The sequence below is a fragment of the Halomonas sp. QHL1 genome, from assembly GCF_001882345.1.
GTDB lineage: Bacteria > Pseudomonadota > Gammaproteobacteria > Pseudomonadales > Halomonadaceae > Vreelandella.
This window is the reverse complement of the sequence record NZ_MINL01000001.1, coordinates 2,580,928-2,601,293: the sequence shown is the minus strand read 5'-3', so window position 1 is coordinate 2,601,293 and position 20,366 is coordinate 2,580,928. Positions and strand designations below refer to the sequence as shown.

General features: G+C 44.6%; 16 protein-coding genes and 2 pseudogenes. 6 read left to right on the top strand and 12 right to left on the bottom strand.

Annotated features, from left to right (window positions below):
- The first annotated feature begins 115 nt into the window (after window positions 1-115).
- On the top strand, window positions 116-1,204 hold the full coding sequence (locus QHL1GM_RS11855) for a hypothetical protein (RefSeq protein WP_139245615.1): 1,089 nt from the start codon (window positions 116-118) through the stop codon (window positions 1,202-1,204).
- Window positions 1,205-1,315: 111 nt separating this feature from the next.
- Here the strand turns inward: QHL1GM_RS11855 and QHL1GM_RS19930 are convergent, their stop codons facing one another.
- From QHL1GM_RS19930 to QHL1GM_RS11830, 6 genes are all read right to left on the bottom strand, one after another.
- On the bottom strand, window positions 1,316-1,789 hold the full coding sequence (locus QHL1GM_RS19930; protein ID WP_071694660.1) for a lasso peptide biosynthesis B2 protein: 474 nt from the start codon (window positions 1,787-1,789) through the stop codon (window positions 1,316-1,318).
- 7 nt (window positions 1,790-1,796) lie between these two features.
- Window positions 1,797-2,111 (bottom strand): PqqD family peptide modification chaperone, encoded by a 315-nt coding sequence (locus QHL1GM_RS11845; protein ID WP_083571026.1) that lies wholly within the window; start codon window positions 2,109-2,111, stop codon window positions 1,797-1,799.
- Between the two features lie 590 nt (window positions 2,112-2,701).
- Window positions 2,702-2,845, bottom strand: a complete 144-nt coding sequence (locus QHL1GM_RS19365) for a hypothetical protein (RefSeq protein ID WP_175540377.1) — start codon at window positions 2,843-2,845, stop codon at window positions 2,702-2,704.
- Window positions 2,846-2,943: 98 nt separating this feature from the next.
- Complete coding sequence (locus tag QHL1GM_RS11840) at window positions 2,944-4,887, bottom strand: asparagine synthetase B (RefSeq protein WP_071694658.1); 1,944 nt, start codon at window positions 4,885-4,887, stop codon at window positions 2,944-2,946.
- A complete protein-coding gene (locus QHL1GM_RS11835) occupies window positions 4,884-6,548 on the bottom strand; it encodes a hypothetical protein (protein ID WP_071694657.1) in 1,665 nt (554 codons plus the stop codon). Before QHL1GM_RS11835 ends, QHL1GM_RS11840 begins: the two co-directional genes overlap by 4 nt.
- A gap of 9 nt (window positions 6,549-6,557) precedes the next feature.
- A complete protein-coding gene (locus tag QHL1GM_RS11830; RefSeq protein WP_071694656.1) occupies window positions 6,558-7,493 on the bottom strand; it encodes a MoxR family ATPase in 936 nt (311 codons plus the stop codon).
- 432 nt (window positions 7,494-7,925) lie between these two features.
- Here QHL1GM_RS11830 and QHL1GM_RS11825 point away from each other — a divergent pair, with 432 nt between their 5' ends.
- The 3 genes from QHL1GM_RS11825 to QHL1GM_RS11815 are packed head-to-tail and all read left to right on the top strand — an operon-like array spanning window position 7,926 to window position 12,275.
- On the top strand, window positions 7,926-9,122 hold the full coding sequence (locus tag QHL1GM_RS11825; RefSeq protein ID WP_071694655.1) for a nucleotidyltransferase family protein: 1,197 nt from the start codon (window positions 7,926-7,928) through the stop codon (window positions 9,120-9,122).
- 18 nt (window positions 9,123-9,140) lie between these two features.
- Complete coding sequence (locus tag QHL1GM_RS11820) at window positions 9,141-10,961, top strand: ABC transporter ATP-binding protein (protein ID WP_071694654.1); 1,821 nt, start codon at window positions 9,141-9,143, stop codon at window positions 10,959-10,961.
- Window positions 10,962-12,275 (top strand): O-antigen ligase, encoded by a 1,314-nt coding sequence (locus QHL1GM_RS11815; protein WP_083571024.1) that lies wholly within the window; start codon window positions 10,962-10,964, stop codon window positions 12,273-12,275.
- 4 nt (window positions 12,276-12,279) lie between these two features.
- Here the strand turns inward: QHL1GM_RS11815 and QHL1GM_RS11810 are convergent.
- Window positions 12,280-12,831: pseudogene (locus QHL1GM_RS11810) on the bottom strand (ATP-binding protein); the annotation flags it as partial.
- A gap of 723 nt (window positions 12,832-13,554) precedes the next feature.
- Here QHL1GM_RS11810 and QHL1GM_RS11805 point away from each other — a divergent pair.
- Window positions 13,555-14,121 carry a replication/maintenance protein RepL gene (locus QHL1GM_RS11805; RefSeq protein ID WP_071694653.1) on the top strand — a complete coding sequence of 189 codons (567 nt, stop codon included), beginning with the start codon at window positions 13,555-13,557 and terminating at the stop codon, window positions 14,119-14,121.
- 68 nt (window positions 14,122-14,189) lie between these two features.
- Here the strand turns inward: QHL1GM_RS11805 and QHL1GM_RS11800 are convergent, their stop codons facing one another.
- The 3 genes from QHL1GM_RS11800 to mobC all read right to left on the bottom strand — a co-directional run bounded on the left by QHL1GM_RS11800 (window position 14,190) and on the right by mobC (window position 16,615).
- Window positions 14,190-14,741: a hypothetical protein gene (locus tag QHL1GM_RS11800; protein WP_071694652.1), complete on the bottom strand. Its 552-nt coding sequence runs from the start codon at window positions 14,739-14,741 to the stop codon at window positions 14,190-14,192.
- 124 nt (window positions 14,742-14,865) lie between these two features.
- The gene (locus QHL1GM_RS11795; protein WP_071694651.1) at window positions 14,866-16,275 is read right to left on the bottom strand and encodes a relaxase/mobilization nuclease domain-containing protein; all 1,410 of its coding nucleotides are present in this window, start codon (window positions 16,273-16,275) and stop codon (window positions 14,866-14,868) included.
- On the bottom strand, window positions 16,256-16,615 hold the full coding sequence (mobC, locus tag QHL1GM_RS11790) for a plasmid mobilization relaxosome protein MobC (protein ID WP_071694650.1): 360 nt from the start codon (window positions 16,613-16,615) through the stop codon (window positions 16,256-16,258). The genes QHL1GM_RS11795 and mobC overlap by 20 nt, the downstream gene beginning before the upstream one ends.
- A 389-nt stretch (window positions 16,616-17,004) precedes the next feature.
- Here mobC and QHL1GM_RS11785 point away from each other — a divergent pair, with 389 nt between their 5' ends.
- Window positions 17,005-17,583: a DNA-binding protein gene (locus tag QHL1GM_RS11785; RefSeq protein ID WP_071694649.1), complete on the top strand. Its 579-nt coding sequence runs from the start codon at window positions 17,005-17,007 to the stop codon at window positions 17,581-17,583.
- Window positions 17,584-17,615: 32 nt separating this feature from the next.
- Here the strand turns inward: QHL1GM_RS11785 and QHL1GM_RS11780 are convergent, their stop codons facing one another.
- A complete protein-coding gene (locus QHL1GM_RS11780; RefSeq protein ID WP_071694648.1) occupies window positions 17,616-19,319 on the bottom strand; it encodes a recombinase family protein in 1,704 nt (567 codons plus the stop codon).
- Window positions 19,320-19,375: 56 nt separating this feature from the next.
- A pseudogene (locus QHL1GM_RS11775) lies at window positions 19,376-20,335 on the bottom strand (YifB family Mg chelatase-like AAA ATPase); the annotation flags it as partial.
- Between the last annotated feature and the right edge of the window lie 31 nt (window positions 20,336-20,366).

The window sequence follows — 20,366 nt, the reverse complement described above, 5'->3', positions numbered from 1 at the left end:
CTCAAAGAGGTATTTGCTGAGTGATAGCCGTACTCTTTCGCCTAGCAGTGTGACCATCGAGAACTGCGACGTCAGCTTTAAGTATGATCATTAGCAAAATGCTGATCCATGTTCGATGAGCTTAAAATTGCCAATTACACTGTGCTTGCCACGATATATCAAGGGAATCATGATGGCAGAGAGATGTGCTAATACTTCAGCGAACGACGCTTTGTCAGGTAAGAGAGAAAGACGAGGCAATTTACCCGCCATTACTCAGCGTTACTACTACCTTACCTATGGACTCAAAATATGTTCCACGCTTGAGCTTCCTGAGCTTCCCGAAATTGACCCATGCGAACATCCCGATGCCGTGGTGACGACACTAGACGTGGTGGGCGAACTGGAAGATAGCATCCCTCTCAACAATTGGTTAGAAATTAGTGACGACCGCTGTCAGATTACGGTGGAAGGCATTGCCCGCTATCGTGTCGAAGAGGGACAGCGTATTTTCTTGGATAGGCGTATGTCGCGTGGCGTAAATCCTGTCGTTGACCCAGGTGATGTACGCCTCTTTTTGCTAGGTAGTGCTCTGGGCGCTTTGTTACATCAGCGTCATTGGCTTCCCCTTCATGTTAGTGCGTTGAAAACGCCTGCAGGCGCATGGGCGTTTACCGGCCATTCAGGTGCTGGTAAATCTACCATAGCGGCATGGTTGCACTATGCCCAGCAGTGGCCGTTAATTACCGATGATGTGGCGGTTATCAAGCCTGATGAGGCTGAGCCATTACTTCATCCTGGTCCGGCCAGAGCAAAGCTTTGGCGTGACGCGCTAACGGCTTTGGGTATTGAAACAGAAGGTCTCGTGAAGGATCTAATGCGCGCTGACAAATTCCACATAATAATGAACAAAGGTGCGCGTAATGACTCCCACCGCTTGAGCGCATTAGTGCAATTAGAGCGTGCTGAAGAGGGAGAAACGGCGAGCTTGGTGAAGTTAACGGGGATAGAGGCCTTTAAAATCGTAATGGGCGCTATTTACCGCCCTGAATTAGGCAGCGCGTTTAACACCGACAAACAGCTCATGAATGAAAGCGTTCGTTTGGCTCAACAGATCCGTGTTTTTCGTTTTCGGCGTCCATGGTCATTAGATGATATGGATAAAAGCTTAACGCCATTGCTTAATGAAATTAATACTCAAGCGAGTAAGTCGCAACTAGACTAAATTATTAATTAGTGCTGGTATAATCTCTAAAATGAAAAGACAAATATGTCGATCATACCTGCCTCTTTCATACCACTTTTTTACTTTGGACAATGATAATGCATAGGTTCATCAAGATTTAATGTAACAACCTACAACGGTGTATAGGTGAAAGCTTTGCCCACCAGAGACAGGGATGCGGCCCGCAGTTACCCAGGCATGTGCTTTAAATTCGCTAGTCTCGGGATCTCGACATAAGCCGAAATAGAGCGAGTAGGGTATATGATAAAGGCCCAATAGAAGACGTGCTGTAATGGCTTGAGGAAAGCAGTTGGCTACCCAAGGGCAGTAGTGCGCGGTTAAACGTATTACTTGCGCTATGCGTAATGCTTGAGCCTCTTGATCACCTGTTAAAAGATGAGAGTAAGCGCTCAGGCCTACAGCGCGTCCTAGATAGGGAGCCAGGCGACGGAACGAGATCATAACAATAAGCAGTCGGCTAAATCCAAGCATTAGCCAAACCGGTATAAACCAGTATTTAGTAAAGGCTGGTTTATGAAAAAAACGCGCTGCTTTGCGACCAGATGATTTTGAGAAACGGGACACTTTTTCCTTACTTATTGACTGGCTCAATTAGATTTGCCTTCATAAGATCTTGAACAAAAAGCATAATGTCTAGACGACAAGTATCGCTATCAATATCGTATTCCTGGCAAATGTAGTGCACCAAGTTATCAACACTTACAGGTGCCTCAAGCAACTCCCAAGCACGGGCGCCCACACCGGAAATGCCGTAATAACGGCCTAATTTCTCATTCATCATGACCAAATCGCCATCGAGGTTGGCTGCGACCATGTCCGGGTTGCGTTGTAAGAGGGTAGTTGAAGAGAGAGTCGTCGAGATCATTGTAGTTGCTTCATTGTTCATTTAAAAGTTATTGGAGCAGTTATATATTACTCACTATAAATATCAACATCGCGTGAATTAGCAAACTGAGTTTTTATATGCAATAAAGCCGCATACCACATAGAGTGGCATGCGGTATGTTGCATATTACAGTAAGCACCCTAGATCAGGAGCCAGGTAGGAATGCAGTGCCGTCCCGCCCCTGAAATGTATCGGCATTTGACACATTACCATTCTCGGTAATGTCTTTCATATCACCTAGCTCTTGAAGTATAGGAGCTTGATACGATTTGCGATCCATTTGTATCATGTTAATCCCCTTTGGTTGAACAATTGCCTCTGCTGTGCAAGGCAACAATTCCACTATAGTAAGATGCTTGTTATGCGTCCAACTTATTTGCTATGTTTTATTACTGTTTTTTAGCTCATTATATAGTATGAGCTCCTAACTCCGTCAAACCGCTCGCTTATGAAGTAAAGGCAGTGAAGTGGCTTTGTGACATTCACTTAGGCTAGGATCAACGCTTGTGATTAATTCACATATAAATTAAAAACCACACGACACATAGCATGACATGTGGCGTACTACATAAAGAATAAGCGCTCTACAATCATGAGCCTACCGCAAATGCAGTGCCATCTTTACCTTGTAAGGCGTCACTTGAAATTTGATTACCATTTTCGGTAATGTCTTTCATCTCACCCAGTTCTTGCAGAGTAGGGGTTTCATAGGCTTTGCGTTCTGTGTGTAACATATTCATCTCCCATGATTGAACTGTCGACTGAAATGTAGCATCACTAATTATTATAGTAAGGCGTCTGTTACACATCCAGGCCAAAGAGTTGCTTTAAATTACTCATTTTGTTCGTCAGCATAACGTACGAAACGCCCTGCCGATAAACCACGTAACATTCGGGTTCGATAACGAAGTTCAACTTCCTGGCTATTCAAAACTTCCTGCCGCGGCCAATCGTCCAATGCTTGTTCTAGGCTTTCTATGTCCAAGTATCCACCCGCGCTACCGTGTACTTTGAGCTTTTCAAGCTCCTCACGCATTTGCGGTATGTCGCGCTCCATTTGCTCGAACCAGTCGGCGGTTTGTAAGCCGCGAGTTTTGACCGCAAGAATTTCCGGCGGGAGTGAGTCTTTCATCAAGCGTCTAAGTAGCCACTTAAATTGACCATCCCCTACGTACTGAGACTCAGGTACAGCCAAGCAAAATTCAATTAAACGCACGTCTGCTGTGGGATCGCGCATTTCAAGGCCGTAGGTGTTCGCCAAAGCGTTGTAGTCGCCATTTTCCATCATATTTAGCGATTGAATTCGCTGCTGACGACCTTGCCAAGTGGGTTGGAAGCTGGTGTCAAAACCCGCTTGCTTAGCGCGTTGTTGTGTAGCCATCTTTTTAGACCAAGCCGGGTTAATAGCCGAGTATTTTTTTAACCCCATAGCTCTGCCGCGAGCCTTTTCTCGCAGTCGCCAAATAAAATTAGGCAGCAGTGGTGCCAGGCATGGCCTGAGCATATTGCGCCATCTAATATTGTGTTGATGCTGCTTAAGCTCTTTAAATACTTTATAAAGCGTTATCCAGTGCCCCTTACGGACGAGCCATGCTAAATATGGGTAACCGTCATAGGAAATACTGAAGTTCCCCATCGTTCCTGTTAACAGTACTTTGATACCGCGCTGGACAGCATCCTTACGAATAGCAATCCACCAGCCCATATTGCAGGTATTGAGAGGTGCTTGATCAAGCATCTCAACAACTTCCTGCAGCTGATCAAGCGGTGTTGTGTCTCCTGTGCGAATTAAAATATGGTCAATATTCTCAAAGCGTTTAGCTAAGGCGGTGGCACCTATTGACTCATCGGCGTGCCGACCTTGAAGGACTGGACCATCAAAACCTTCACGTGGCACCGCTGTGTAGGCGGTTAAAGGTTGTTTACGCTTGGCCAAGAGGTTTGCGGCAGTTGCTGTGACGGTGGAGCTGTCTAAACCAGAGCTTAATTCTGTGCCGATTGGCCCGTTAGATCGAAGGCGACGACTGACCGCCCGTTCGAGCTGTTCACGAAAAGCGTCCACATACGCCTCGTCACTATCGAGAATAAGCTCACGTTCAGGGTCAAAGCGATGATAAAAATGGGCTTTCATTTCTTCACCATTTTCAAAAGCAATCACTTGCCCCGCTTCGATGCGATAAACATCTTTATAAAGAGTTTGTGGGCCCGACATCGGTATCAGGCACATATAGTCGTGTAGCTGCTCTTCACTAATGTTTTTGGTAAGTCCGGGTATCGCGAAAAGCGCTTTTGGCATCGTAGCAAATGCCAGTAGGTCCTCTCGTTGGTACCAGTAAAGAGGGCGCATTCCTAGGGGGTCGCGGGCTAGCCATAAGCGCTGGCGTTGAGGCTGCCAGCAAGCGAGCGCGAAGTCTCCAAGTAAATGTTTTGGGGTATCTGTGTCCCAGCGCAGACAAGCTTGATAGACCAGTTCGCTATCCGCCATTAGTGAAGCTTGCGCTTGGTTGATTCTAAGCTTTTCGCAAAGCTCGTCGCGATTGTCGAGTCGTCCGTCAAATACCATGGCTATTTTTTCTGCCCCACGCCAAAGGGGCTGCTGGTCGAGGTTATCTTCCGGGGTAATGCGTAGCAACATACGCGCAAGCCCTGCATTGCTCAGGTGCCAACTATGTTGAGTATCACGACCATAAGGCGTTAACAGTGTTTGCATGCGTTGCAGGGTGTCGCGGTCAACGGCGCTTGCATCAAGATGAATAAGCCCTGCAATAGCGCTCATAGTGAACCCTCATTAGTTTGCGCTGGTACTAGGAGGTCGCCGAGCTGTTCAAATAACATTTCTGCTACTGCTTCAGGGCTACGAACGGTTAAAGCATTTTTATAGAAGCGTGCTACATCCTGGCCTGTACCAATAGCGGCTAACCTAATAGGGCTTTTCTCGATATCGCTAATAATATGTCGCAGGTGACGCTCTAGAAAATCGCGCCCGTTGGCTTGCGCGGTTGCTGTGTCGTAGGGGGTGCCATCCGATATAACGATCATTATTTTGCGTGGCTGTGGCTGGCGGCTGAGTCGTTTAGCCGTCCAATATAGAGCCTCGCCATCGATATTCTCATGTCCGGGCATACTTCGAAGCAGCAGGCTTAGATGATGCTTGGTTCGTCGCCATGGCTGTTCTGGTGTTTTATAAATAATATGCCGTACTGCATTAAGACGTCCCGGATGCTCAACTTTGCCATGCTGTTGCCATTGCCTAAATATAGGGTTGTCGGCGGCATAACGGGTGGTAAACCCTAGAACTTCACAACGGATTTTGCAGGTCTCTAATGTGTGTACAGCAAGATCGATGGCCATGGCGGCCATTAACCGACGCTTCAAATCCATAGAGCCTGATTGATCTACTAACAGCGTTACACAGGCTTCAGGCATGAGGGCTTCTTGCTCAATACGAAAAACGCGTTGGGTAGGCCTATCGTCGAGCAGTCTAGCCAGGCGGCGATTGTCTAATTTGCCGTCTTCTTGATCGAAAAGCCAGCGACGCTGACTGGCAGCTAACAGACGCCTCTGCAAACGATGAGCTAGCTGCTTTACGCGGCGCTGATCAATTTGGTGAAGCTGTTTAAGTGCTTCTGTATCAGAGGGTTGTAGCCAATAACTGGCTGGTTGAGTTTCGTCCCAACGACGAGAGAATACTGCATACTGCTGTTTTTGGTCGTCACGCTCAGCAAGCTCTTCTGCCAAGGCAGGTGCTGTTAGCTCTTCAGCGGCAGACTCGTTTTCCTCTGTCTCTTTGGCATCTTCTAGGTCGAGGCTGATATCTGTTCGCGGATGTGGTGTATGGCTGAATTCATAAAAACGCGCAAGCTGCTCCACTAGGGAGGCAACGCTTGTGGCGAAAGAGCCACTTTCATTTAGATGGCGTGCCGCTAAGTGCAGTTGAGCTTTTATCTGTTCGTCGCTAATAAAAGGTGTAGGCTGATAAGGCGGCTTTTTCTGGATCAGTAGCTGCGTGAATGCCCACTTTAATAAGCTTTTCGGGGCATGCTTTGATTGTGAAGAAGACAAAATTTTATCGTGAAGGGGCAAGCCTTGAAAGACGAGACGGGCAGCCTGATAAAGCGCTGCCATTTCTTTATTGGCTGGCGCAGTCGTAGCAGGGTTCGCAAGGTTATGTGCTATACCGGGTAATTCCTGACGAGCAAGTGTTTCCACCCGGGCGCGCTCTAGCAGGCTATACCACCCCTGTTCACTTTCGGTAAACCGGGCTTGCTGCTGCGGTTCATGCCAGCGACGCCAGGCGGCCAGCGCATCCGCCGCCCCACGGTCTGTCAGTGCAACTGGCTGCGTGCTTATCGTCAGCGAGGGGGGCGTGCGCCCGGAAGAGTAGGTGCGTGTCCAGGCCTCTACAAGCGCTTGCTCTGGACGAGTGGGCGATGGCATCACATAGCCTCATATCAGATCCACATCGAAACAGCGTTGATAAATTTCGGCAACTAAAGAGCGCTCTAGTTCATCACAGCGGTTAAAAAAGCTCAGCCGCATGGCTTCATGGGGGTCGTTTAGCAGTAGGCTATTTTCTCCCCATGCAATCAGCGTTCGCAGCGATATAAGGGTGGTCAGATCGCCTTGGGCAAAGGCTTGGCGAAGAAGCCCTGCACACATGACCATACGCTGAACTTGTTCTGGAGGTAATGCTTTCATTTTCCGTTGCAGCAACTGCGTTTCCGCTTCTGCGGACATATAGCCAAGCTCGGTCGTCACGTGCCAGCGGTCAAGCTGAGCCTGGTTAAGCGCCTGCGTACCTACATAAAGGCCAGAGGCATCGCCCTGGCCAGCCGTATTAGCAGTCGCAAAAAGACGGAAACTGGGGTGAGGGGTAATCACTTGATTTTGATCAAGTAAGGTGAACTTTCCTTGGGTTTCTAGCACGCGCTGAATAACAAACATGACATCGGGCCGCCCGGCATCATACTCATCAAGAATCAGTGCGATGGGTCGCTGCATGGCCCATACCAACATGCCAGGCACAAACTCCGTTACCTGTTTGCCATCACGAATGACCACCATATCGCGACCGATTAGGTCGGCACGAGTAATATGACCATCCAAGTTAATCCGAATACAAGGCCAATTCAGTCGGGCGGCGACTTGCTCAATATGCGACGACTTACCGCTTCCGTGGGGACCATATAAATAGACGCGGCGATTTTTAGCGAACCCCATCAAAATTGCCCGGGTAGTGCTCTCAACAAAAAGGAAGTGCTGATCTTTTTCCGGGACATGCTCTTCTGGCCTTGAAAAGGCAGGGATTTCCCAGGGCATGGGTACTTGAAAAACTTCTACTGGGTTGCAGTGTGCATCGGGTTGAAGCGTATAAGGAGTCATAGTATCGGTTCGTCGTCCTTTATGTAGTCTCATCACCCCAAGGCTAGCTAGTCAATGCGCTAAACTACTTTTTGAGCGCATTCATCACTCCTCACGACGAAAGAGCACTGCATCGTTAAAACATGAATCCTGTGTACATATGGTAACAATCGGTGTATAGATAATAGCCAAATTTGATGAGGTTCAGCGCATGCATACCATCAAATTTCGGCTACTATGCAACGTTAGCGCATTATTTTGGTTGGCAGGCTTGATGTCGTAGATATGCGACTTCTGCCATATTCATCTGTTTTCGCAACATCCAGTCATTATACGTTAGCCGTATAGTTTACAAATAATGTGATTGCAAGCGTTATCGCACGATGTAGAAAGGGTGAAGACCTAATCCTTTTAACAAGGCTGGAATAATTTAAGAATATGAATGAGCGGATAATGCTTGCCTGTCCTGAGCAACATATGGCCGACCCCAGCTTTCAGTTACTATTGTTGTTATCGCGGTTGGAATTAAGCCCAGAACAGGTACAGGTGGTTAGTGAACTAATTACTCAAGTACAGGATTGGGATGATTTCACTCGTCAGGCATCTGATCGCTTCGTACTACCTATCGCACATAGTCACTTAAGTAGAGGGTGGAAACATCAAATTCCGAATCCCTACCTTGACATAATGAAGCTCTATACATTACGTGCGTTACAACACAATTTGAATATTTCAGCAGAGTTAAAAAGTATTATTAGAGACGTGCTATTACCCTTGGAGGTTCCACATCTCTGCTTTAAAGGCCCTACCTTAGCGTTCCAATACTATCCAGAGCCTGCGCAACGTCTGTGTCGGGACGTGGATATCTTGGTAACACAAAAAGATTTACCGAAAATTTTACAATATGCGCTCAATAACGGCTATCAACCCCATGATCCAAAAGCACTGACAGCCAGTGATGAAAGCGTTACATTTGCATCTAATCATCAAAAAGTAGTCACACTGCTCTCCCCACGTAAGGTTGCTGTAGAATTTCATACCAAGATCGATAATACCGGAAGCGTGTTTAATGCATCGCAAATGATTGAGAAACGCCAACCAATTACTATAAGTAATATTAATACCTGGGTAATGCCGGTCAGCGAGCTTTTTGTTTATTTATGCTGGCATCATACTAAGCATTACTGGTCTCGACTGCATTGGCTAGTCGATATTACGGCGATGCAAAATCATAAAGATTTCAATCTTGAAGAAGTAATAGCATGTGCTGAGCGTTACTCATTAGGTAGCACAGTTTCCTCATGCCTGGAAATGATTGACTATTTCGGCGCTCCTACAATAAGAGATATAGAAGAATTAACTCCCAATACCCGCGAGCTTGTAAGAACTTCTATATTAGCAATGCATGGTGATGTTGAATTTGAGCATTTACTTAGCCGCAAAAAGCCGACACCGGACTTTTCATTTGCCTGGCAAACGAACCATATGCATATATGGCGATGGCGATTACTGGGGTGGAAAAGAATATTTCGCCCTACCTACGATAATTATGTAGCCTGGCCCCTTACTCATAACTGGCAATGGACATATCGTTTTATACGTCCTTTTCATGAAGTTTATACTCGGTTTTCTAATAGGAAAAACAATTAATTAAAGGGGTAAGGTCATATGGCTATTGTCAATAAGTTTGTTATGTCCTTTGCCTCATTGATGCGTATTCTCTCAATTTCTTGGAAAAGTAGCCACAAGTGGACACTTTTAAGTACCTTTTTTATAGCCCTTGAAATTATCTCTGGGCTAGGTGTGCTTTATCTTCTAAAGAAAATGGTAGATGTGGTAACTATTGTGTTAGCGGAACCTGAGGCAGCAGAAAATGTAGACTCGGTTTTATACTATGTGGTGTTGACGGGCTTAGCAACTTTGGTCTATGTGGTTTCAAGAGCACTCGCCGGCTTTTCCCGTGAAACACAGGGAATGATGGTCGCAGACTACGTAGACAATCTTGTACAAGAAACAGCGATCAGTGTTGATCTCGCTTTTTATGAAAGCCCGCTTTATTACGATACCCTGGAGCGCGCTCGCCAGTCGGGTAGCCAGCGACCTGCTCAAGTTGCAAGCAATTTGATGTTATTGAGCAAGAATGCCTTAATGCTGGCGGCGATAGTGGTACTAATAGCCACTATTAATTGGTTTTTATTACCTATTATTTTATTTGCTATTGTGCCAGCACTCATCGCTAGGATTTACTTCACACGTATTCTCTATGAATGGCAGCGTAGGCGGACCCAGATGGAGCGTCGAGCAGGTTATTTAGACTGGCTAATGACGTCAGATATTCATGCAAAAGAGCTGCGTTTAAATCAATTGGGAAAATATTTAAGACATAAATATAAAAATATTCGCGACGATATTCGGGGCGAAAAACTCGCTATAAGCCGCAAGCGTACAACAGTAGAATCGATAGTGGCAGTGGTAGCCTCTGCAATATTTTTTACATCTCTGGGCTACTTGGCATGGAACACCGCGCAGGGTGAAAATAGCGTAGGCGATTTAGTGCTATTCCTGCTTATTTTCCAACGTGCTCAGACAATGGGGCAAGAGCTTGTTCAGCAGCTTTCCAAGCTTTATGAAGACCATTTGTACATGGGTATGCTGTTTGAATTTATGGATATGCGGTATACCGTTCCGCGGTCGTCTGAGCCAGTAAAAATCTTACAGTCCGAACAGACTGATTTAAAGCTTGAAAATGTTAGTTTTGCCTACCCTGGTACTCATAAGAATGTGATTAAAAACGTTAATATGGAGATTAAGCCTGGGCAGATTGTTGCGTTAGTTGGTGCTAATGGTTCAGGTAAAACATCGCTTATAAAATTAATGACTCGACTTTATGACCCCACTGAAGGAAGTGTTCAGATTAATGGTATTGATGCCAAGGACTGTGACGTTGACGAGTATCGTCAGCTTTTCAGTGTAATATTTCAAGACTACTCGCATTATGCGGAATCTGTGCACGAAAATATTCGCTTTGGCCATATAAACGGTAAAGATGCGGTACATACAGTGCCGCGCGCTGCTGAAAACGCAGGCGCTGCCGCGTTTATTGAAGAGTTGGATGATAAATACGATACCTTGTTAACACGTCTTTTCGATAATGGTAAAGAGCTCAGTGTAGGACAGTGGCAAAAAATTGCACTTGCTCGTGCTTTTATGTTGAAGTCGAACATCGTTATTTTAGATGAGCCCACCAGCGCTATGGACCCTGTAGCGGAATCTGAGTTATTTGAAAATTTTCGCGAACGTATTAATCACCGCTCTGCATTAGTTATTAGCCATCGCCTTTCCACTATTCGTTTAGCTGACTACATCTATGTAATGGATAATGGTGAAATTAAAGAGTCGGGTACACATGAATCCTTATTTGAACATGAGGGTATCTATCACGACTTATTTAGTCGTCAAGCTAAATACTATCAACATGATCTTGCTTAAATGAAAAATATGCCATCCATACAGGAAGTCAGAGCGGGTAAAGCCATTTCAACACTTAATGGGCTTATTATCTTTGGCTTTGCTACAACGCTTGTTTTAATCCCTCAGGCACATTGGTGGTTTGGGGTAGCCGCGCTTATTGCTTCATTTTTAGCGAGTAGTGTTGTTCTTGCTTATAGAAAAAATCCGCTGGAATTAACTAGGGATGACTTCAAGCTTGCGGGTGTTCTTGTGCTTTTTGGGGGCGTATGGAGTTGGAGTGTATTCGTCGACGGTAGGGTGCCTCTAATATCAGCAGCCGGGTTCAGGCACCTCTATCTTTGGCCTTTTATAGCGGCGCTATTTTTACTCGTGCTACGTATTTTTACACCCTCGCCAAATTGGATCTGGCTAGGCGTTTGCTGTGGAGCGCTAGGAGCAGGCCTAATTGCTATATATGAAAAAGTCATTATCGGGGCAGCTAGGGCTGATAATGGTATTAATGCTATTCCCTTTGGCAACTTGTCGCTTCTTATGGGCGTTATTTCTCTAGTTGCAGGCATTTATTATATTCAGCAGCGTCGCCCAACGTATTATTGTCTGGCGCTTTTAGCTTTTAGCGCTGCCCTTATAGGGTTTTTAGCATCTTTGTTTTCCGGCACACGTGGTGGCTGGGTGGCTATTCCTTTTTTAGCCGCATTACTGCTGCTAGCAACAAAAAATTTAATAACACCTAAAGCGCGTAATATAATTATATTCATTTTAACTTTATTCGTTATAGCCCTCATCGTATACCCCCCTTCGGGAGTATGGGTACGTTTAGTGGCTATATTTGATGATATTTATCTTTACTTTGTAAATGATGAACCCAATACCTCATTGGGCACACGCTTTGAGCTTTGGCGTGCTGGATGGATCATGTTTATTGAAAACCCTATTATGGGTATCGGTGAGGGTGCGGTGCAGGAGAGGTTGCCATCTTTAGTCGCAAGAGAGATAGCGTATGAGGGCAAAGATGTTTTTCCACAATTACATAGCGATATTATCGATACGCTCGCCCGCCGTGGATTGTTAGGCGTTATAAGCCTATTGTTATTGTATGGGGTATTTGCCTCGGTGTTTGCCAAAAAAGGATTACAGGCGAGCGATAATATACGCATTCGCCTTTTAGCGATTAGTGGCATGATGGTCATCATTGCTTTTTTCAATTTTGGTCTCTCGCAGGCAATGTTCAGAGACCTGAGAGCTTTTAGTGGCTTCTTAGGATTCAGCATTGCGATATGGGGCTGTTTGGGTCATAAGGCTCAAGCACAACCATCATCCCAGCCAATATGAATCGCTAAGCCCCTCTCAACATCCGATCCAACTGTCGGTAGCCAATCGCTTCAATAAGGTGCGGCTGGGTGGGCTTGGGCGCTCCCTGTAAATCGGCAAGCGTTAACGCCACACGCAGTACGCGGTGGTAGGCGCGGGCAGAGAGCTTGAGCTTTTCAAGTACGCCCGCCAGCCAGGCGCGCTCTTCATCGTTAAGTGCGCAGGCGGCTTCCAAGGCTTTGCCGCTTAACTGGCTGTTCAGCGCGCCGCGGGCCATTTGGCGTTCTCGGGCGGCCATAACCCGCTCACGTACGGCTTCTGACGATTCGCCTTGGGTTTGTGCGGTAAGCTGTTCTGGGGGTAGCGCAGGCACTTCCACTTGCAGATCAATGCGGTCTAGCAGCGGCCCGGAAAGCCGCGCTTGATAACGCTGGATTTGGCTGGCGGTACACTGGCAGCGTTGGCGCGGATCGCCCAAGTGGCCACAGGGGCATGGGTTCATAGCGGCTACCAATTGAAACTGAGCTGGGTATCGGCGTTCATGGCTAGCGCGAGCTAAATGAATTTCTCCAGTTTCGAAGGGATGGTCTGTTTACCAAACAAAATAAGAAAAGCGACAATACACTATGACAAGGTGTATGAGTACCTACGACATACCAGCTAGAAGCTAAAAAAACCGCATTTCTGGACGTTTACCCCCAGTACCCTAGGCCAACGTAGCCATAGGCATTCAAAAAGCCTTAGAAAGGCTTACTGAAAGTAAACTGATATTTTTGAAATAAATGCTTGACAAGAACTATATAGAATGGTTTTTGTCGCCGTTTTGCTCAGATTTAGCAATTTCTCATATTGGCGGACTTATGAAACCACTGATGCAGGTAAAGGAAATGAGAATCGTTCTTTAAAAATATGCGCACCCGTTTTAATTCGTAAAAGCCAGAAGGCTTACGCAAAAGAAACTAATACCTCCTTTCTCAATAGCCCCAACCGAAGGGCGGGAGTAATTAAAAACAATAAAACAAGGGAGCGAAGCGAGCTTTAAGGGTTGTTTTCAATACAAAAAAACTGACATTTTGACAAAACATCAACTCCCACTAAACATATAATATAGAAGCAAAAAAAAATAAAAGTTATTTATTAAGCAAAAGAGCTGGAAATGTGGAAAATAGAGTTTGGATATTATCCAAACTACTTGAGATAATATCCAAACTATGATAGATTTAAGGAAACTTTACAGGCACTCGGGCAAGTGCCTTAAATAATAATTATAAGATTTATTCTTAATCAGGGAGACTAAGACATGGGTAATAATAACATAATAACAAATAAAGATCAAAATGCAGATTTCAAAACAAAAACCGGATTTAATAAATTCGCATTTTTAAGTTTCGATAAGGAGGGGTATGTCATGAGGTTAAGAAAATACGAAACAAACATAAGAAGGAAAATTAAACAGCTTAGAGAAGATAAAAAGCTTGTTTCCAATGAAGCTACATTGAAAGCAATGGAGCAAGAGATTAAACAGCTAAAAGCCAAGCTATTAAATAACACTGATAATGCTGTTTTATATTACTTTATTGAACATGTTGACTACAAAAACAAAGTTGATATGGATAAAGTTAGAAAAACTCAAACAGCTATAGCCAACGAGTTATGCTTAGATAATGCAGAAGTTTCAAGAGCTTTTAAAAAACTTAAAGAGCTTAATATAATAAGCTTCACAAAATCGGGTCATGCATTAGAGAAAGTGCTGGTATCGCCATTTATAATTTGGAGAGGGAAAGCGCAAGATCATTATGATTTAATGCAAGAATTAAAAGCAGAGTTTACAAAAAAACCATTTGAAGTAAAGCTTAAAGCAGCATAATTAGAAAAAATGTGATTTTAATAGCTTCAAAAGAGGCCAGCAAATAACTGGCCTATATATGACATGAATTACATCATATTAAGCTTTTCAATTAACATTTTAATATTTTCAGCATAATTTATTTCTGCTGTCTTTCTTTGTGTTAGATAGAAAGGTGCTAGTGGATTATAGTTAGTTTGAGATATATCACTAACAAAAGTTTCGTTGAATACAGTTTCACCATTTTGGGTAAGTGTATATTCAATTTCTATGCGACGACTTTTGTTTCCTAGAGACACACCCCAGTCAGACCAGTCTCCACTATCTATTAAATTAGCGTTTAATAGATATCCTTCGCCATAAAAATCTGCATTTTTAAGACTTAACTCCAAAACTTCTTTGAAGCTCTCATCGCTAAAATTAGGAGCCACTCGACCACTAAAAGAAAAACTGCTTGTTCCAGGGAAGTTAGTTACTTCATCAACAGTTATAGCATTTCTAAACTGTTCGTTTGCAATAGTATATCCATCATCGTTGAATGCAACATTTTCATCTCTTGGCTCTCCTGTTACTGCACAACCAGCAAGAAATGATAGCATTGCAATACTTGCCGATACCTTGATAAGATTTTTTAAAGACATCGTGATTCCCTTGTTTGTGTTTGAGATACATACTAAATATACTAAGAAAAGCTTGTCAAGTGATTTTGTTTATTTTCCCAAAGAAATACAAACGAGAAAGCCAGCTTAATCGCTGGCGTTATACCTACCATTTCGGGGGATAATCCATTCTTTGGTAATCTTTTGAATTGGCGCGTTTTAGCTTGTTAGCAATTCTTTGTGAGTCTGTTCGATGATTTTCACTCTCTCGTCCAAACTCTCGAAGTTTTTCAAGATTATCTCGTAAGACTCGGTTATCGTGCTGTAGTTTTTCTCCATATTCTTTTGATTTTCTAATACTCGATCTAGCAGTTCGAAAAATTCCTCCAAGGATACGTTTAAGGCTTCTTCTTTTTCTTCGTATTCTTTCGAGAAACTCTCCATAAATCTCATTATTTCTTTCTCTATTTGTGTCTGCATCGCTTTCTTTCTCCTTTTTTATAGTTGGCAAAACTTTTGGTTTTTTATTTCGTGAAACTGCTGGCACTGGACTAGGTTCCGGTAGTCGGGGTGTGTCGTTACGATTGCTTTGTTTCCGAGATAGTGCATCGCCCCGGCGCCCAAGACTATTCCTAACGTCAATACGACTAGCAGGGCTGTTATCGGGGCGTATACGCGCCACAGGTTCAGGCTTCGCATATTTCTTCCTGTTAAGCCTTTCACGCCTTTCACATAGTTCGTTAACTCGGTTTCTAGCGATTCTAGCTCTTTCCTGAGCCTGTTCATCATATTCCTTGTTTCTTCCTTCAACAGCTTCTCTCGTATGTCTAACTGCCTCGAAATCTCGCTCCCAAAGTGAGCCTTTGAGTCTGATGTTTTGGCCTCCGTCTGGGTCTTTGATTGAGATTGATTTGTTTGTTTCACGAGATACCTCCAGGTTTAATGATTTTAATTCGTGTAAAATGCCTTCTCTAGTGGGTTCTATGTGGCCTTGCCCCATAACATGGGTCATATGCTCGGTTAATTTTTCTACAAGCTCTTTACGGCTTTTAGGTAGGTTGCCGGGGTATATGACGGGGTTTCTATTGTTTGGAGAATTTGGGTCATGTAAACCGTATTCGACATTGATAGCATCTTTCCAAGCATCAATTCTGGTAATGTCTGCTCTGTGATAGTAAGCATTTAAACGCTTGTTTGTATGCAGTTCTTCCCCTGAAAACATAAAGTGAAGTTCTAGCCTTTCTTTGTCTCTGTGCCTTACCCATAAGCTGGAATACTGGTCTGGTTCAAGCCCAGGTAATAATGTCTTTTCAAAGTCATCAATTATTTTCTCCTGTGCTTCTGCATCAAGGTCGCTTTCTGCAAAACTCAATACTCCGCTTGTGTAGCGCCCTGCATGGTTTCCATAGGCTACAACATCGGAAAAGCTCTCTGGATTTCCTCTGACGGTTACAGGCTTCACAGAACGCGGAGTTTTGCTTGCGTCCATCTCGCTGAAAAGATACCCAACCGCTTGCTTTGTGGCTTTTACTGGATTGTTTGTATTTTTTCCGTATTTAAAAAACTTTACGATCATAAGTGTGAGCCTCCTTAATCTCGTTTAGTGTTTTTTCTATTCTTGATATTCCTGATAAAATCTGGAATAGTTCAGGCGACTTTCCCGATTTTGAATCTTGGTTTATTTTTCGTGCAACCTGATTTAAGTTTTGCCCCAATTTGTGAAGCTCATAAATTAAACCTGGGTCTACCGGCATATACATTTTTTTTATTTTGTAAACTTCTTTGATGGTGTTGCCGAGTCCAACATTTCTCAAAAATGCACCTAACGGTTCGCCGTTTGCATTAGCTCTCAATAACTCGATTTCAGTTTCGTTGAAACGAGATTTTACGATTTTTGTTCTTTTTGCTGACTTCATTTAATCCTCCTGAAATAAAATTTATTCTCCATTTTCCGCCGGTTTTGGGGTGTTTTTTTGGGTTTGGTTTTTGGGGGTCAAGGGGGCGGAGCCCCTTTGCGAGAATCACAGGGAAATGAGCGGAGCGAGTGCCCCCTGTGTATGCTCGCTTAGTAGTTAAAACCAAACTTTAAACATTATAACATACTTATATGTTTAATCCGGTTTTGTTTAGTTATTGAGTGCTGGAGTCTGATTTATTTACTGGTGTTTAATGTTTTTAAGTTTTAATTTTTTGCGCGAGTAATGTTAATAATGTTAAAAAAATGACAAGTCTTATTGTTTGTATTATTTGTATGTTGTACCATACAAATACTACAACAATACAAATAATACAAGAGGTAATAAATATGAATATAACAAACGAACGTATACACGAAATAGCTAACCAGTTATCTGATAAAGGTATAAAGCCAACTTTAAATGCTGTTCGCAATGAGTTAGGAAGCGGGAGCTTCTCCACAATAGGCCAAGCTATGAAAATCTGGCGGGAAGCACAGGAAACCGATAATAGTTTTATTGAAGTTGAAATACCTGATTCACTAGATGAAAAAGTTAAAATTTTAATTTCATCAGTTTGGAAAGAGGCCACTCATCTAGCCAACGACAAGCTGAATGAAGATAGAAAAGTCCTTCAAGAGACTAGGGAGAGGTTAGAGGAAGAAGCTTCGGAATCTAGGGAAGCCGTTGAAATATTGGAAAAAGAAGCAGAGCAGAATCTAGCAGAAATAACGACTTTAGAAAGTGAAGTTGGTAAATCAAATGAAGAAAATAAAATTTTATCGAATAAAATAAATCAGCTAAGTCAAAGAATAGCTGTTTTGGAGGCTTCTGAAAAAAATCTTACTCATCAGTTAGCTAAGTCTGAAGAAAGAGAATCAGAAATGAGAAGCATTCTTCAAAATGGAAAACAAAAAGTTGCCAACTGAAAAATACGCCAGCGATTAAGCTGGCGTTTTCATTATTTAACCCCTAAATCATTATAATTCTTGATCCCAAAGTCTCTCAAAAGCGGGTGATGCAGTGTGAAGCTTTCGCCGTTCCTGCCAACAATTTCATTATTTCGCTTAATTGCCATGTAAACGGTTCTAAAGCCTTTGTCATATTTAAAATAAAACTTATAGTCACCATCTTTAAAAAAGCGGTTAATTCGTTGCCTGCCTCGTTCGCTGTGAAGTAATTCAAGAAACTCATCAAAATGGATAATATCCAAGCTTTCAGCCTTGGTTGCCTCCATTGTGTTTAGCTCTTTTTCAAGAGCTTCAACATTTTCCTCAGTCTCGCCCAGCGACTTCATAATATGTGTGGGGATTTTTCCACCGAAGGCTTCAACCGACTCGATAAGATTAGCAAGCTTTGATTTAGCCTGTGCTAGCTCACGCTGTTTATTTTCCACTTCTGAGACGTTTCCAGTCTCTACCCTTCTCATCATATCAAGAAACAGCCCATCGGCCTTCTGTAAGCTTTCAGGGGGTGCCTGGGTGGGTAGATTCTGTTCCAGTATCCTCGTGTTTTCATCAGAGGGTAAATGGTCGGTATTGCCAAGGCTCGGCGCATAATCCAAACCTTCAAGATGTTGGTAATACATTCCACGTAGGTATTTCAGCAATGTGCCAACGGCATAATCAAAACGGAACACCTGTTCTTTGCATTTTTGGCTTCCAAACTCTTTTTTTGTTTCACAAGCAACATAGGCAAACTGCTTGCCTTGTGAGTTTTTACCGCGATAAAACCTCATTGATTGACCGCATTTTTCGCATTTTATGCAGTGCTTGAATATGTTCAGGCTTCCAGTGCTTTCGTTCCCATAATGGGTTTTACTAGCCCGCTTTTTCATGGCTCCTACGGCTTCGTAGTAGTCCTTAGCACTAATGATTTCGGGGTAATACCCTTCGATATTTTCCTCGAAAACCTTCTTTCCGTTTTCACGGCGCTGGGAGCGATAAACCCCGATGACATATTTGCTTTCTAGCATCATATGGACGGTTCGATTGGCCCATTTTCGCTTAGAATACTTATTAACTTCGCGGATTGTGGTTAATACCCCTTGGTATTTCAGGCGGTCGAATATGTCGCGGATTTCCTTCGCTTCTTCCTCCACGATTTCAAACTTACCGTCTACAACCCGCAAACCATAGGGGGTGTTATTCGATGTGTTGAAAATCTTATTGTCTTCCTTGACCGCCCGTTTTGCCCGGCGCCAAGCCGATTTGCGACGACGGCTTTTCATCTCGCTTTCTTCGTTGGCTCGTTTCGCAATCAAGCCAATCATCATGTAATTTTCTAAGTCTTTTTTCTTATCCTTAATCGAATATAACCGCTCATCTGCGGTGGTATATATGTTGATTCCCTTCTTGAGAATTTCGTAAAGCTGTGTCGCTGTCTCGTCCATCTGCTGGCGCGAGATCCGGTCAATGCTCTCGATCACCAGAAAACTGCCTGACCTTATTTCTCCACTCTCGATCATTTCGAGTATGTCGCGGAATCGACCACGTTTAATGTTGTCGCCTTTGAAGCTGGAGACCCCTTCGTCTATGAAGGTCTGGGCGATTTCAACACCGAAACGCTTTGAGAACAGGGCTAGCGGTGTTGTCTGTCGTTCAATGCTGTCTCCATCGGCTTGAATGGCGGATGAGTACCGAACGTAAGCATAAGCTGTAGGCATGGGCTGGGTTCCTAAGCCAATGAGCTAGAAAAAGTTTGGTAATCATATCACCCATTCTCCAGCGGCTGGCGGAGCACCTCTAGCACGTGACGGGAAAACTCCGGCAGTTCGTCCAAGAACAGCACGCCGTGGTGAGCAAGGGATATCTCGCCGGGTTTGGGTTTTGAACCGCCACCAACCAGGGCGGCGCCGCTGGCGCTGTGGTGTGGCTGCCTAAATGGCCGCTTACCCCAGTCGGCTTCCAGCGGTAGCCCGCAAACCGAACGCACGGCAGCGACTTCCAGGGCATCCTCTTCGGAAAGCGGCGGCAGAATACCCGGCAGGCGGCTGGCCAGCATGGTTTTGCCGGTACCCGGCGGGCCTGCGAATAGCAGGTTATGGCCACCGGCGGCAGCGACTTCCAGCGCACGGCGCGCCTGCTGCTGGCCGCGCACATCGGCGAGGTCATCCACTGGGGCGGTGGTTTTTACCGAGGCGCTGAGCTTGTGCGGAGGAATCTTCTCTTGATCAAGTAAGTGCGCCACGACTTGCCAGAGAGTGTCCGCAGGCAACACCGGCAAATCGCCTGCCAGAGCTGCTTCATCGGCGCAGTCGCGGGGAACAATCAACGCTTTCTTTGCCCGCCGTGTGGCCAGGGCAAAAGGGAGTATTCCAGGCACGGCGCGCAGTTTGCCATCCAGGGCTAACTCGCCAGCACACTCCATGCCTTCTAACGCTTCCACCGGAATTTGCCCGGAGGCGGCCAAAATACCTAGTGCAATGGGCAGATCAAAACGGCCACCCTCTTTAGGCAGATCAGCGGGGGCGAGGTTTAAGGTAATACGGCGGGTATTGGGAAAATCGAAACCCGCATTGACTAGCGCACTGCGCACCCGTTCGCGGCTCTCTTTTACCGCCGTTTCTGGCAAGCCCACTAGCGTCAGGCCCGGCAAGCCGTTGGCCAGATGCACCTCAACATGCACCGTCGGTGCATCTAAACCTACGCCTGCCCGCGTGGCTACAATGGCTAGCGTCATTGCACTCCCTCGCTGTTGTTTGCTAAAAGCT

Bases quoted from the DNA above. Each gene is read 5' to 3' on its own strand.
- QHL1GM_RS11855 (WP_139245615.1), top strand. From the start codon at position 116: ATGAGCTTAAAATTGCCAATTACACTGTGCTTGCCACGATATATCAAG.
- QHL1GM_RS11845 (WP_083571026.1), bottom strand. From the start codon at position 2,111: ATGAACAATGAAGCAACTACAATGATCTCGACGACTCTCTCTTCAACT.
- QHL1GM_RS19365 (WP_175540377.1), bottom strand. From the start codon at position 2,845: ATGTTACACACAGAACGCAAAGCCTATGAAACCCCTACTCTGCAAGAA.
- QHL1GM_RS11840 (WP_071694658.1), bottom strand. From the start codon at position 4,887: ATGAGCGCTATTGCAGGGCTTATTCATCTTGATGCAAGCGCCGTTGAC.
- QHL1GM_RS11835 (WP_071694657.1), bottom strand. From the start codon at position 6,548: ATGCCATCGCCCACTCGTCCAGAGCAAGCGCTTGTAGAGGCCTGGACA.
- QHL1GM_RS11830 (WP_071694656.1), bottom strand. From the start codon at position 7,493: ATGACTCCTTATACGCTTCAACCCGATGCACACTGCAACCCAGTAGAA.
- QHL1GM_RS11825 (WP_071694655.1), top strand. From the start codon at position 7,926: ATGCTTGCCTGTCCTGAGCAACATATGGCCGACCCCAGCTTTCAGTTA.
- QHL1GM_RS11820 (WP_071694654.1), top strand. From the start codon at position 9,141: ATGGCTATTGTCAATAAGTTTGTTATGTCCTTTGCCTCATTGATGCGT.
- QHL1GM_RS11815 (WP_083571024.1), top strand. From the start codon at position 10,962: ATGAAAAATATGCCATCCATACAGGAAGTCAGAGCGGGTAAAGCCATT.
- QHL1GM_RS11805 (WP_071694653.1), top strand. From the start codon at position 13,555: ATGGGTAATAATAACATAATAACAAATAAAGATCAAAATGCAGATTTC.
- QHL1GM_RS11800 (WP_071694652.1), bottom strand. From the start codon at position 14,741: ATGTCTTTAAAAAATCTTATCAAGGTATCGGCAAGTATTGCAATGCTA.
- QHL1GM_RS11795 (WP_071694651.1), bottom strand. From the start codon at position 16,275: ATGATCGTAAAGTTTTTTAAATACGGAAAAAATACAAACAATCCAGTA.
- mobC (WP_071694650.1), bottom strand. From the start codon at position 16,615: ATGAAGTCAGCAAAAAGAACAAAAATCGTAAAATCTCGTTTCAACGAA.
- QHL1GM_RS11785 (WP_071694649.1), top strand. From the start codon at position 17,005: ATGAATATAACAAACGAACGTATACACGAAATAGCTAACCAGTTATCT.
- QHL1GM_RS11780 (WP_071694648.1), bottom strand. From the start codon at position 19,319: ATGCCTACAGCTTATGCTTACGTTCGGTACTCATCCGCCATTCAAGCC.